The following is a 13,357-nucleotide window of genomic DNA, read 5'->3' as shown; positions in this document are numbered from 1 at the left end:
CTCTTCGTCCGGGTCGCAATCGACGCTGCGGCCTGACGACCAACCCGTCTCCCAATCCAGAGACGACGAAACTCAGCGCACGGATGCAGACCCTGTGACCCGGCAAGGATCAATCTTCACGGACGACTTCGAAGGAGGGGGCCGGACGGCGACACGAGGTCGATCTCCCCCCTTGTGGGGGAGATGTCCGGCAGGACAGAGGGGGGGCGCCGGGCGTTGTCGTCCGCCGCGCATGAGATAGAGGCCCATCCAGCCCGGCGCTACATCGTCTTTGGCCCCTTCGCGCAACGCCTCAGCCAATGAAGATCCGGCGTTACGCTCCGCTCGCATCGATCAGCGGCGCTCTCCTGAGCCCCGCGAGATCGGCCGAGCCGGTGCAGAAGCAGGCGATCCGCAGTTCCTGCACCACGGCCGCAAAATGCCCGACGACCGCCTCGGCCGACTGGTCCGCCGCCGCCAGCGACGCGGCGGCCTGGCCGCAGAGATCCGCGCCGAGGCGGATCGCCCGCGCGACGTCGAGCCCGGACCGCAGGCCGCCCGAGCCGATCACCGTGGTGGTTGGACAGGCGGCCCGCACCGCCACGATGGCCTCTGCGGTCGGGATGCCCCAGTCGGCGAAGACCATCGCCGTCTGCCGCGAGCGCGGGTCCTCGGCGCGCTCCGCCTCCACCGCCGCCCAGCTCGTGCCGCCGGCGCCGGCGACGTCGATCGCCCCGACCCCCGCTGCAACCAGCCGCCGCGCGAGGCCGGCCGAAATGCCGGCGCCGACCTCCTTGACCACCACCGGCACCGGAAGGCCGGCCGCCAGAGCGGCGATCCTGTCGAAGATGCCACGCCAGTCCGTGTCGCCGCCGGCCTGGACGGCCTCCTGCAACGGATTGAGATGCAGGATCAGGGCATCGGCCCCGATCATCTCGACCGCCCGCATCGCCTCGTCGCGGCCATAGCCGAGACCGAGCTGGGCGGCCCCGATATTGGCGAGGATCGGCACCGAGGGGGCCAGCCGGCGGAGCGAGGCGTCGAGGCCGCCGCTGGCGCGCCCTTCGATGGCGATGCGCTGCGAGCCGACCGCCAGCGCGATGCCGAGCGCCTCGGCCGCCTCGGCGAGATGCGCGTTGATCCGCGCCGCGCGTTCCGGCCCGCCGGTCATCGAGGAGATGATCAGCGGCGCCGCGAGCGTCCGGCCGAGAAACTGTGTCCGAAGGTCGATCTCGGCGAGCGAGAGTTCCGGCAGCGCGCAGTGTTCGAAGCGCACGGCGTCGAGCCCCGTCGCGACACGGGGCGGCTCCCGGCGGCTACCGAGGACGATGTCGATGTGATCGCTCTTGCGCGCGGCGATGTCCGCCGCTCCTCGCCCGTCTTCACCGTCACGTGTCGTCGGTCGTTTCATGGCCTTGCGATGGTCCTATCGTCGCAGCAGGGCGGCGACGCTTTCGTCCCGGGACGATCCCGCTATTGTCCGCGGCGGATCGGTCTGCGACCCTCGCGTCCTCAAGCCCGCCGCCGGCGCGCCGTCCGAAACACGGCGTTTACGGGGCCGAACCCCTGTCGGCAAGGTGGTTTTTCGGGTTAAGAGTGCAAGTGTCGGTCGAAGACCCACACCGTACGGAGTTCAAGGCAATAGCAATGACCGCATCATGCGCGCCCCTCTCCCGGCAAACGGTCGCGCGACCGACGAGCGGCGCGGAGACGCGGCGATGACGCCGGAGCTTCTGCGCAGCCTCGCCGCCCACCGCGAGACGATCGACCGGCGGCTGCGGCACCTCGTGCCGCGGGCCCTCCCCGGCCAGACGCCGCTCGACGAGGCGATCGCCGCGAGCGTCCTCGCCCCGGGCAAGCGCCTGCGGCCGATGATGACGGTGCTCGTCACGATGGATCTCGGCGGCGACGTCGGAACCGCCGTCGACGCCGGCTGCGCGGTGGAGATGGTGCATGCCGCCTCGCTGACCCTCGACGATCTCCCCTCGATGGACGACGCCACCATGCGGCGCGGCCGGCCGGCCGTGCATGCCGCCTATGGCGAGGACATCGCCATCCTCGCGGCCATCGCCGCGCTCTCCGGTGCGTTCGAGACGCTGGCGAGGCTTTCCGGCGCGAGCGACCACGCCCGCGCCGAATGCGTCGCGATCCTGACCCGTGCCGTCGGCGTGTCCGGGCTGGTCGCCGGCCAGTTCGCCGACCTGCGCGAGGGCGCCTACGAGCGGGACGTGACGGACATCGCGGCGACGAACAGCCTGAAGACCGGCTCGCTGTTTTCCGCGGCGGTCGAGATCGGCGCCGTCGTCGCCGGGGCCGATCACGGCGTTCGTCTGGAACTGCGGCGCTTCGCCTCCGAACTCGGCCACGCCTTCCAGCTTCTCGACGACCTGCTCGATCACGACGGCGACGCCGGCCTGACCGGCAAGGACGTCGGCAAGGACGTCGGCAAGTCGACCATCGGGTCGGTCCTCGGCCGCGACCTGGTGCTCGGCCGCATCGCCGATCACGTGGCGGGGGCGCACCGCCATCTCGACGCGTCGGTCGGGCCGAAGAGCTTGATCCACGCCTGCGTCGACTTCATCTTCGAGGAGGCGCTGCCCGCCGATGCCGCCCGCGCGGCGACGGGCCGCGAGGGCGTCGGCGCGAAATAGCCACGGCCGGTCGGCCCGGAACACCGTGCGCCGCGGGCGACGCGGCGGGGCGGACCCGACTGAGGCCAGCCGAGGAGAACGTCATGTCGACACTTGAATTCGTCGGGCTTGCCGCCGTCGCGATCGCGGTTTTCCTGGTCATGGAAGGCGTCGCCTGGGCGGCCCACAAATACATCATGCACGGATTCGGCTGGGGCTGGCACAAGTCCCACCACGAGGAACGCGAGGGGATCTTCGAGAAGAACGATCTCTATGCCGTCGTCTTCTCGCTCATTGCCATCGCGCTCTTCGTCGTCGGCTCGAACGGCCATCCCCTGGTCTTCGCGGTCGCGGTCGGGATCACGCTCTACGGCGTGTTCTATTTCGTGGTGCATGACGGGCTGGTGCATCAGCGCTGGCCGTTCCGCCACATCCCGCATCGGGGCTACGCCAAGCGCCTCGTCCAGGCGCACCGGCTGCATCACGCCGTGGAGGGCAAGGACGGCTGCGTCTCCTTCGGCTTCCTCTACGCACCGCCGGTCGAGCGGCTTTCCGCCGATCTCCGCCGCCGCGGCACCGTCGCGGCCGAGCAGAGAAAGGGCCGCGACGCGGAGGCGTCAGGGGCCCGTCCGCCGGTCGCCTGAGCTGCGCTCCTCGCCCGGCGCCGGCCGCCGCCGCATCGGGCGGGCGTAGAGTTCCTGCGGCCGCCGCAGCGGCAACGGCAGGCGGGTCGCGGCGACCTTCGCCGCGCCGAGCGCGACGTGCCGGAGCTTGGCGAGGCGGCCGGTGGAAATCCGCGTGCCGACGGCGTCGGCTCCCCGCGCCTTGAGGTCCAGCCCGATCTGCCGGTAGACGCCATGCGCCGTCGCCACCGCCCAGGCCGAGCGGGCCGGCAGCGCCGACAGACCGAAGAAGGCCGAGCGATAATAGGGCTCGGCATGGTCGACGAGACGTGCGGCGAGCCCTGCGACGGCCTCCCGATGCGCCGCGTCGGTCAGGTCGCCTTCCTGCAGTCCCGCCTCGGCGAGCCACTCCGCCGGCACGTAGACGCGGCCGTGCCTTGCGTCCTCGACGATGTCGCGGGCGATGTTGGTCAGCTGGAAGGCGATGCCGAGGTCGCTCGCCCGGTCGAGCGTCCTGTCGTCCCTGGCGCCCATGACCATCGCCATCATGATGCCGACGACGCCGGCGACGCGGTAGCAGTAATCGAGCGTCTCGCCGATCGTCGCGTAGCGCTCGGCCTCGACGTCCATGCGGTAGCCTTCGAGATGCTCGATCGGGAACCGCGCCGGAATGGCGTGGCGGGCGACCACGTCGGCGAGCGAGAGAAAGGCGGGGGCGAGCGTCGTGTCGCCCCAGAGCGCCCGCATCGTGTCGGTGGCGAGCGCGTCGAGCCGCTGCATCGGCGCCGGCAGCTCGGCCGCCGGCCGCCGGGCGAAGCCGAACTGCTGGCCGTCGACGACGTCGTCGCAGTGACGGCACCAGGCATAGAGCAGCATCGCGCTGCGCCGGACCTCCGGCGGAAAGAGCTTCGCCGCGGCGGCGAAGCTCTTCGAGCCCCTGGCGATCGTGTCCTCGGCGAGGGCGGCGAGTTCCGCCCGGTCGGTGCTGGTGGCGAGCTGCGGCGGCATCGGTTCGCTGGCAATCGACATCGGCTAGCCCGAAAGGTCGGCGAGCATCAGGCCCGCCGTCGCCTCGGCCGAGCCGACGACGCCGGGAACGCCCGCCCCGGGATGCGTCCCCGCCCCGACGAAATAGAGGTTGGCGATCTTCGCGTCGCGATTGTGGGGCCGGAACCAGGCGCTCTGCGTCAGCACAGGGTCCAGCGAGAAGGCCGAGCCGAGATGGGCGTTCAGCTCGTCGCGGAAGTCGGCCGGCGTGAAGATCCGGCAGGTGGCGAGGTCGGCCTTGAGACCTGGAATGTAGCGCTCCTCGAGATAGGCGAGGATCCGGTCGCGGTAGATCGGCCCCTCCCGCTCCCAGTCGATCGCGGCGTTGCCGAGATGCGGCACCGGGGACAGCACGTAGAAGGCTCCGGCCCCCTCGGGCGCGAGAGACGGATCGGTGACGCACGGATTGTGGAGATAGAGCGAGAAGTCGCCGGGCAGCTCGCGGCCGTTGAAGATTTCCGAGATCAGCGCCCGGTAGCGGGCGCCGAAGCAGACCGTGTGATGGCGAATGTCCGGCCGATGGGTCTTCAGGCCGAAATAGACGACGAAGAGCGACATGGAGAAGCGCTTGCGCTTCAGCCGCTTCGCCTCCGCGGCGCCGCGCCCGCTCGCGCCGAGAAGCGCGCCATAGGTGTGGACGACGTCGGCATTCGAGGCGACCGCGTCCGCCTCGAAGCTGCGGCCGTCCTTCAGCCTGACGCCGCAGGCGCGGCCATCCGCCATCGCGATCTCGGCCACCTCGGCCGACAGTTCGACCCGCCCGCCGATGTCGGTGAAGAGCTTCAGGAGGCCGCGGACAAGCGCGCCGGTGCCGCCCTTGGCGAACCACACCCCCCATTCGCGTTCGAGGGCATGGATCAGCGCGTAGATCGACGAGGTCGCGAAGGGATTGCCGCCGACGAGGAGCGAATGGAAGGAAAAGGTCTGGCGGAGCTGCTCGTTCGAAATGAAATCGGAGACCTTGGCATAGACGCTGCGCCATGCCTCCAGCCTCGCCAGCTGCGGTCCGGCCCGCACCATGTCGCGAAACGACAGGAAGGGCACGGTGCCGAGCTTTTCGTAGCCCTCGCGGAAGACCGCCCGCGAATAGGCGAGGAAGCGCCGGTAGCCCTCGACGTCCTTCGGTTCGAATACCCGGATCTGCCGGTCGAGTTCGGTCTGGTCGTTGACGTAGTCGAAGAAGCGGCCGTCCTCCCAGCAGAGCCGGTAGAACGGCGACACCGGCAGCAGCGTCACGTAGTCGGCCATCCGCCGGCCGGCGGCCGTGAACAGCTTCTCGAGCGCCGTCGGGTCGGTGATCACCGTCGGACCTGCGTCGAAGGTGTAGCCGGCGTCCTCGTAGACATAGGCCCGCCCGCCCGGCTTGTCGCGCTTTTCGAGAAGCACGGTGTCGATCCCGGCCGCCTGCAGGCGGATGGCGAGCGCGATGCCGCCGAAGCCCGCGCCGATAACCACCGCACGGGCCGGCCGGTCCCGCCCTCGCAAGGCGCCGAGGTCGACGGCCGCGCTCATGCGAGCTCTCCCGTCAGCCGGTGTCTGGCGAGCACGCGGATGGCGTTGCCGAACGGCACCGGCGGCTTGCCGGTGAGGATGCGCAGCTTGTCCCGGGTCTTCAGCCTCGCGGCGTAGAAGCGGGCGACCAGCGGCGCGTCGAGCCGATAGAAATGCTCGAGGATGCGGTAGCGCTCGGAGGCGTCGCCGGCGAAATAGAGCAGCCGGTTGAGCATCCGGAAGAAGCCCCTGGCCTTCCAGGTCTCGACCGAATGGCGCCGGGTCTCGGCGTGGATCGCCGCCGCCGAATGGTCGCTCATCAGCGCCAGGCGGTCCGCGAGCTTGACGGCGTCGGGCAGCGAATAGCCGGTGGTCGGGTGGAACAGCGCCGCGGCGAGGCCCGATGCCGCGACGCCGGCCTTTTCCGCCCAGAACGCTTCGATGTCGCCGTCGATGGCGATCGGCAGGATTCCCTCCTCCTCGCGGACGATTGCGCGCGGCTGCCAGCCGCGGATGCCGAGATAGTCGCCGATCGAGGCGGCGAGGCGATCCCTGTCGAGCTCCGCGCCGTCGGCGTAATAGGTGTCCTCGACGAGCAGCCGGGTCTCGGTCAGCGGCAGGAGATAGACGAAGCGGTAGCCGTCCGACTGCGGCACCGTCGCGTCCATGATCACCGGCCGCGCGACGCCGTGCGGCGCCGCCATCTCGATTTCCTGGCCGAGGAACTTCTGGAAGCCGAGGCGGATGTGCCGGCTCGCCGCATGGCCGCGGCCGTCGACGACGGCCCGCGCCGCGATCTCGCTGCCGTCGGCGAGGACGACGGATGTCGGCGAGACGGCGACCGCCGGACGACGGCAGCGGATCTGCCCGCCGAGCCTTGCCGTCAGCCTCTCGCGGAACCGTTCGGACGAGACGCTGCGGTAGCCGGTGCCGAGGCGCTTGCGGCGATTGGGGAAGCGGACCTCGTTGTCCGGCCAGGCATAGGTCACGAAGGGCGCCATCCAGCGATGCTCGTCGGCGGTCAGGTCGCCCTCGTGGAACGACCATGTGTGGTTTCCCCCGACGGCATCGCCGGCCTCGAAGACCGCGATCTTCAGATCCGGTCTCCGCTCGGCGAGCCGCCAGGCGATCAGGCCGTTGGCGAGACCGCCGCCGACGAGGGCGATGTCGAGGTCGTCAGCCATTCAGGCGACCTTCCCGCCCGCCCGGCGATCCGCCGGCCGCCGCTGTCGCTTCGATGAGGTCCGCTGCCTGGCGCACGCCGCCGCTGTCCCTGATGTCGGCGCCGATGCGGCGCGCATTGGCCGTGAAACTAGGGGTTTGCAGCAATCGCTCAAGACAGTCGGCAAGCGAGGCGACGGACAAATGGCCGCGCGCCGGGCGCAGGCCGACGCCGTGATGGACGATGCGCGCGGCGATGCCCGGCTGGTCGAAGGCCATCGGGATCGCCAGCATCGGCTTGCCGGCGGCGAGCGCGTCGAGGACCGTGTTGATGCCGGCATGGGTCACGCACAGATCGGCCTCGGCGAGCATTGCCTGCTGCGGCACGAAGTCGGTGACGAGCCGCGCGTCGATGGTCGCGGCGGCCGCCGCGTCCAGCGCGCCGCAATGGGCGATCACGCAGTCGGCCCCGACGCGCCGGCAGGCCTCGGCGATCTTGCGGAAGAGCCGCAGCCGGTGGCCCTGCAGCGTGCCGAAGGAGGCAAAGACCAGCGGCCGTCCCGGGTCGCGGCGGATCGGCAGGGTGCCGCCGCCCCGCGCGGCGGCGCGGATCGGGCCGACGGCGTGGCGGATCGAGGTGGCCTGACGCGGGGAGGCCTGACGCGGAAAGTCGAAGCTCTCGGTGAGCTGACTGATCTGGCAGGTTGTCGACAGACAGTCGGCCAGCGAATGCCGCGGCGGCAGGCCGAAACGCTCCGCCCACCGCGCGATGGTCCGGTTCTGCCGCCTGAGCAGGATGCGGGCGACCATCACCCCGCCCCGGTTGCGCTTCAGCCCGGCCTCGCTCGGATCGTAGGGCCAGTCGAGGAACGGCAGCGGCACCGTCGGGTCGTCGTGGACGGGCAGCGCCGCGGCGACCGAGACGTGCGGCAGGCCGAGATGCGCGGCGACCAGCCCCGCCGCCGGTTCCATCTGGTCGCCGAGGATCGCCTCGATCCCGAGGCTGCGGCAGAGCGCCGGCGCCTTTCGGCAGAATTCATCCGTCAGCCGGGCCGAATCGCGGACGGTGCGGAGGATCGACAGCGGGTTGCGGCCGTTCCCTGCCCTGGAAACGAGGCGACGCATCGCCTCGTCCGAGCGCCGTCCGACCTCGTGGACGAGGATCCCCGGGCCGGAAAGGCCGACCATCGCCGCCGCGCCGGCATTGACGATGAAATTCACCGCATGGCCGCGCGAAATCAGCTCTTCGGCCAGCGCCTCGAACAGCCGCAGATGGCTGTAATAGGGCGGGCAGAACAGGGCGAAGGCGGTCATCGGGTCGAACCTTCACGCATTTTCGCGAGACCAAGCGTGCGATCTTCGGGAGAGCGCGGCCTGCCGCGTCTTGCCACCCGCGCCGATCAGCCGCTCTTGCGGGCCATCCGCGCCGCCCGTCTCGCGCGGGCTTCGTCGATGCTGTCGAGGGCAACCTGCGGCAGCTTCGTCCGCCACGCGGTTCCGGCGATCGTCACGACGCGGTTGCCGCGAAAGTCGCGGTCGGCGGTGATCAGGCCGCGCTCGTCCATGAAGGAGAGCAGAAACCGCCCGCGCGACGGCGAATGGCTGCCATAGGCCCTGGCGAGGGCTTCGTCGGAGGGGCATTCGGCCTCGTCGCGCGCCGCCCGCGCCAGCATCATGAAGACGCCCTGCATCTCCTCGGGCAATTCGCCGGCCCGCTCGATCACCGCCTGCCACTCGGGATCGTCGGTCGCCTCGCCGATCCCCGCCCGCGCCAGCGACAGGCGGCGGCGAAACGCCGTCATGTCGGTCGCCGCCCCGGAAATGCGCTTCAGCCGGCAATGGGTCAGGAATTCCTGGTAGAGCACCGGCACCGGCCGGAAGGCTGCCTCGGGATCCTGAAGCATCTCGGCGAAGATCGCGTCGACGGCGGCGGCCCGTTCCTCGGCGCTGCGCGGGTCGTCCGGCTCCGCCGGCTCCGAGATCGACGGGCTCTGGCTGACCCGTTCGAGGAGGGCGCGGGTCGCGACCGCCGGGCCCGCCGGATCCGGCGACGGCGCCGCGGCGGCCGGCGGGAAGCCCGGAACGCCGCGGCGCGCCTGGCGCCGCTCGGCCTCCTGCTCGGCCGGACTGGCGGTGAAGACGAGATCGGCGAGATCCTCCGGCGCGAGCTCCGGCAGCGGCGCGAGCGTCGGACGCCCGGCCTTGGAATGCGTCTCCGTCGGGCCGATCCGGACCTGCTCGGGCCGGCGGTAGAGCGCCGGGCCGAGCGCCACGAACTCTCCCGTGTTCAGGTCGCGGAACCGCTCGGCGGTGCGCCGGTCCATGCCGAGAAGATCGGCCGCGCGCTGCATGTCGATGTCGAGGAAGGTCCGGCCCATCAGGAAGTTGGAGGCTTCGGCCGCGACGTTCTTGGCGAGCTTGGCGAGGCGCTGGGTGGCGATGACTCCGGCGAGGCCGCGCTTGCGGCCGCGGCACATCAGGTTGGTCATCGCGCCGAGCGATGCCTTGCGCGCCTCCTCCGAATGTTCGCCCGACATCGACGGCGCGAAGAGATGCGCCTCGTCGACGGCGATCAGCATCGGGAACCAGAAGGCCCGGTCGGCCTCGAACAGCCCGTTGAGGAATGCGGCCGAGCACAGCATCTGCACCTCGGCGTCGAGGCCTTCGAGATTGAGGACGGCGGAGGCGCGATGCTGGCGGATGCGGCTGGCGATGCGGGTGAGCTCGGCTGGCGTGCGGTTGGCGTCGACCACCACATGGCCGTAGCGCTCGGCCAGCGTGACGAAGTCGCCCTCCGGATCGACGATCGCCTGCTGCACGTGGCCGGCGCTGCGCTCCAGCAGCCGGCGCAGCAGATGCGACTTGCCCGAGCCGGAATTGCCCTGAACCAGGAGACGCGTCGACAGCAGCTCTTCGAGATCGAGTTCGGCGGCATCACCGTTGCGGGTCGTGCCGAGGTCGACGGCGACGGTCATCGACTGCCTTTCGAAATGCGGTTTGCGAATTGTCCTCGGCGCTGACGCGCAATCGGGGCTCGACCCGGCCGAGGCCGCGCCCGGCTGCGCGCCCGTCTGCCTCTAGCACGCCGAGGCCCCGCTGCGCTGGCCGCAGGCAGCGCTTGTCCACAGAATCACGGCTCGGCCGGTGGGATACGAGATCCGCTCGATCAGAGCGGGGCTCGCATCAAGCCCGCGCGGCGAATGAGCGTCTTTGTTTCGGGCATCACGAAGCAATCTGCCGGAAACAGTATGACGCCGCCGCGGCGCAAGGGATCGACCGCCGCGCGCCGCGGCCAAACCGCGCCGGGGCCGTCCCCCGCCGGCGATCCGGCCGGCTGCCGGTTCGCCGGGCGGGTGGCGGCTCATTCGTAGGTGATCGCGTCGCTCATTCTCGGGCGCGCGAAATGGACCTTGCTCAGCCCATACTGCCCGAACAGTTCGGAGAAGCTCGTCGTCAGATCGAACGTCGCCTTGACGGCGACCATCTGGACGCCGACCTCGCGGACCGCGTCGGGCACCGAAATGGTGGTCGGGCTCCCGGCGGTGAGCGCCGTTGCGTTTTTCGCCACCGACCAGGCGGTCGTGTCGCCGGAGCTCGTGGTGTCGCTGACGATCACCAGAATGCCGAGATCGCTGACGTCGTAGGGCAGCATGATCGCCGAGGCGCCGGTCAGGATTGCTTCGACGTCGGCGGCCTCGAGGCTCTTTTCCCGCGCGACGAGGTCGGCGACGGTCGAGGCGACCTCGCCGAGCTTGCGATCGGCGACGAGCGCCTGTTCGATCTCGACCGCCCCGAGGAAGATCAGGAGCAGGATCGGCACCACCAGGGCGAACTCGACGGCCGCCGCGCCGCCGGCGTCGCGCCAGAAACGTCCCGGGCGGCACGCCGCCCTGCCGCGATCGACCTCACTCATCGAAGGGCTCGTTGCGAAACAGCGTCGTGGAAACGAGCAGGAACCGGCCGTCCGAAAGGGTCGCCTTGGCGCTGCCGAAGAGACCGGTCGACAGGCTCCACGGCAGGAAGGCCTGGACGATGACGTAGTCGTCGGCCCCGCCGTCGTCGAAGCCCTCGGTGACGGAAAGCGTGCCGTCCGACGACACCGGGTCGGTGAGCGTGACGTCCGCGAAGCTGTCGACCTTGCGCACCGAGAGAACGAGATCCGAGGAGCAGCCGAAGAGGCCGAGGAACCCGTCGCAGATGCCCGTCTTCATCGCGGCGAGCGTCGCGCCGTTCGACTGCGCCTCTCCGGTGCGGATCTCGCGCACCGCGCTCTTGACGCTGGCGTCGAGGACGGTCGCGGCGAAGAACATCAGCCCGACCTCGAAGATCAGGAAGAGGAAGGTCGCGAAAGGCAGGGCGATCAGGCCGAACTCGACGGCGGTGGCCCCGCCTTCGCTGCGCATCGATCGCGCGAAGACGCCGGACCGGCGGCGCGCGGCGACGGCCGGCGCCGGCTCAGATGCTTCCCGCCCCGTCACTGCACGATCCTCACCGAGCGGCCGCGGATCGCCCGGGCGATCGCTTCGTAGATGTCGTTCACGTCGCTGGTGGAAGCGGCGTAGTAATAGCTCGTGTCGGTGGCGCATTTGGCGATGTTGGTGGTGTCCGCGCTGTCGCCGTAGGACAGCGTGTAGATCTCGATGCCGTTCGACTTCATGGCATCGCAGATCGACAGCATGCCGGCATAGGCCGCGTCGTTGCACACCGAGGAGGTCGTCGTGGACTGGCTGTAGGTGCAGAACCAGTCGAGCTTGCCGGAGCTCTTGCCGTACTGCGTGTTCATCCACCCGTCGGTCATGAACACCATCACCTTGTGCACCTTGCTGGAATAGTCTGCCGGGCTGGTGGTGTCGCTGCCCCAGACGCCCCGCCATTTCGGCGAAAGCGTGTACCAGCCGCCCATCACGCCGGCGTCGAGACGGGTCGAGCCCTCCGACGTCAGCTTCGAGACGGCCGTGCTGAGGGTCGCGTAGTCGTTCGACAGCGGGGTGATCGGCGGCGGGCAGAAGCTCTGCGACGAGCCCGAATTGGAATCCATCGCCACGAAGGCCGAGGCCGTGGGCGTCGCGTCGGTGAAGCCATAGGGGCCGGCGGACCCGCCATTGTCCTTCACCTCGACGTCTTCGCGCGGCTCGATGCAGCCCATCCAGTAGTAGTTCTTGGAATTGTACATCACCGGCGTCACGCCATCGATCCAGTAGTCGCGGCTGTAGCTCGACGACGAATAGACCGAGTAAGGGTTGGTCCAACGGGTCGGCACGGCCGCGTTGCCGCCGTAGGACTTCAGCCAGGACGTGTGCTCCAGGCCGATGTTGATGCGGCTCGAAAACGGCACGATCGAAATCTTGGTGCGGCTGGCGAGCTTGGAACTCGCCGAGAAATCGTCGAGAAAGCGCTGAACCGCCGCTTGCAGGGGCGCGAAGCGGTCGTTCTCGATCATCGAACTGGAGACGTCGAGGACGAGGGCGATCTCGACGCTCCGCTCCTCGGTCATCGTCGCGCAGGACCGCACCTTGAGCGGCATCGTCTCGACCTTGGCGAGCTGCATGAAGGTCATGGCGATCGAATCCTCCGCCGAAACGCACAGCTCCGCACCGTCGGAGTCGAGTTCCGGCGTTCCGAAGCTCGGCACGTCGTCGGCGAAATTGACGGCGACGAAGCTGGAAACCACCTGCGCGATGTCCGCGTCGCTCATATCGGAACTGTAACGCGCCGAGACGGCGAGCAGGGCCGAATCCAGCGCCGCCTGCAGCTCGGTTCGCTTGTTGTAGAGCCGCGCGAGGTCGATGAACATGCCGACGGCGAGCACGATCGGGATGAGAGCGAGCGCGAAAATGACGGCGACGGTGCCGCCGTCGTCGCAGAGATGGCGCTTTGAGGAAGGACCGCCCGGCATCGAACTGAACAACCGATTGATATTGTAAGTGTGCTTTCGCACCGTCGGTCAGACCATGTCAGGAAGACGTTAATTTTGGGCTATATTTCCATCCTCTGGAAAAACTTAAGGTAAGACTGGCGGACTTATTGAAACCATGCGTGGCGAATGAGAGGAGCTTTCGCCGAGCGCGGTCTCCGGCCGCGACGATACCGCGCACCCCGCCCCCTCAGCTTTCCGGCGCATCAGCCTCCCGGGCCGTCGGCCTCATCCCCTCACCCCTCACCCGAGGCTCCGCGGTGGTCGGCGGCCCTGGCGCCGTCCGGATCGTCGGCCGCAGAAGAGATCGGCACGTTTGGCAAACGTCCGGTCCGGTGGCCGCCTCGGCAAAAAGCCGCCAGCCCGCCTCGCGATGCGCCGGCCCGCGCCCAGTGGTCCGATTCCGACATTTGGTAACGCCTCGTGGAGACCGCGCAGCAAATGTCGGATTCGAAAGACCACGAGCCAAGATTATGATGCTAGTGGATTTTTCGAATTTGACATTTGATACG

At 69.4% G+C, this 13,357-nt stretch carries 11 protein-coding genes; 2 read left to right on the top strand and 9 right to left on the bottom strand.

The window, feature by feature from the left end; all coding sequences use genetic code 11:
- Window positions 1-313 precede the first annotated feature (313 nt).
- The gene (gene fni / locus J1C47_RS20065) at window positions 314-1,390 is read right to left on the bottom strand and encodes a type 2 isopentenyl-diphosphate Delta-isomerase (RefSeq protein WP_207352577.1); all 1,077 of its coding nucleotides are present in this window, start codon (window positions 1,388-1,390) and stop codon (window positions 314-316) included.
- Window positions 1,391-1,697: 307 nt separating this feature from the next.
- Between fni and J1C47_RS20060 the strand changes: the two genes are divergently transcribed.
- On the top strand, window positions 1,698-2,630 hold the full coding sequence (locus J1C47_RS20060; RefSeq protein WP_207352576.1) for a polyprenyl synthetase family protein: 933 nt from the start codon (window positions 1,698-1,700) through the stop codon (window positions 2,628-2,630).
- Between the two features lie 83 nt (window positions 2,631-2,713).
- Window positions 2,714-3,253, top strand: coding sequence for a sterol desaturase family protein (locus tag J1C47_RS20055; protein ID WP_207352575.1), 540 nt, complete (start codon window positions 2,714-2,716; stop codon window positions 3,251-3,253).
- Here the strand turns inward: J1C47_RS20055 and J1C47_RS20050 are convergent.
- The 8 genes from J1C47_RS20050 to J1C47_RS20015 form a co-directional block, all read right to left on the bottom strand.
- Window positions 3,227-4,261 carry a phytoene/squalene synthase family protein gene (locus J1C47_RS20050; protein WP_207352574.1) on the bottom strand — a complete coding sequence of 345 codons (1,035 nt, stop codon included), beginning with the start codon at window positions 4,259-4,261 and terminating at the stop codon, window positions 3,227-3,229. The two genes, J1C47_RS20055 and J1C47_RS20050, sit on opposite strands and share 27 nt — an antisense overlap.
- A 3-nt stretch (window positions 4,262-4,264) precedes the next feature.
- Complete coding sequence (locus J1C47_RS20045) at window positions 4,265-5,791, bottom strand: phytoene desaturase (RefSeq protein WP_207352573.1); 1,527 nt, start codon at window positions 5,789-5,791, stop codon at window positions 4,265-4,267.
- Entirely contained in the window at window positions 5,788-6,954 is a 1,167-nt protein-coding gene (gene crtY, locus J1C47_RS20040; RefSeq protein ID WP_207352572.1) for a lycopene beta-cyclase CrtY, read from the bottom strand. Before crtY ends, J1C47_RS20045 begins: the two co-directional genes overlap by 4 nt.
- On the bottom strand, window positions 6,947-8,245 hold the full coding sequence (locus tag J1C47_RS20035) for a glycosyltransferase (RefSeq protein ID WP_207352571.1): 1,299 nt from the start codon (window positions 8,243-8,245) through the stop codon (window positions 6,947-6,949). Before J1C47_RS20035 ends, crtY begins: the two co-directional genes overlap by 8 nt.
- A gap of 86 nt (window positions 8,246-8,331) precedes the next feature.
- Window positions 8,332-9,906: a helicase HerA domain-containing protein gene (locus J1C47_RS20030; RefSeq protein WP_207352570.1), complete on the bottom strand. Its 1,575-nt coding sequence runs from the start codon at window positions 9,904-9,906 to the stop codon at window positions 8,332-8,334.
- A 386-nt stretch (window positions 9,907-10,292) separates the two neighbouring features.
- On the bottom strand, window positions 10,293-10,844 hold the full coding sequence (locus J1C47_RS20025; protein ID WP_207352569.1) for a TadE/TadG family type IV pilus assembly protein: 552 nt from the start codon (window positions 10,842-10,844) through the stop codon (window positions 10,293-10,295).
- Window positions 10,837-11,334 carry a TadE/TadG family type IV pilus assembly protein gene (locus J1C47_RS20020; protein ID WP_207352568.1) on the bottom strand — a complete coding sequence of 166 codons (498 nt, stop codon included), beginning with the start codon at window positions 11,332-11,334 and terminating at the stop codon, window positions 10,837-10,839. The genes J1C47_RS20025 and J1C47_RS20020 overlap by 8 nt, the downstream gene beginning before the upstream one ends.
- 71 nt (window positions 11,335-11,405) lie before the next feature.
- Window positions 11,406-12,839 carry a TadE/TadG family type IV pilus assembly protein gene (locus J1C47_RS20015; protein WP_245396700.1) on the bottom strand — a complete coding sequence of 478 codons (1,434 nt, stop codon included), beginning with the start codon at window positions 12,837-12,839 and terminating at the stop codon, window positions 11,406-11,408.
- Window positions 12,840-13,357 lie beyond the last annotated feature (518 nt).

It is taken from the genome of Jiella sonneratiae, assembly GCF_017353515.1.
GTDB lineage: Bacteria > Pseudomonadota > Alphaproteobacteria > Rhizobiales > Rhizobiaceae > Jiella > Jiella sonneratiae.
The sequence above is the reverse complement of the archived record's forward strand: the minus strand, read 5'-3'. Positions and strand labels throughout refer to the sequence as shown.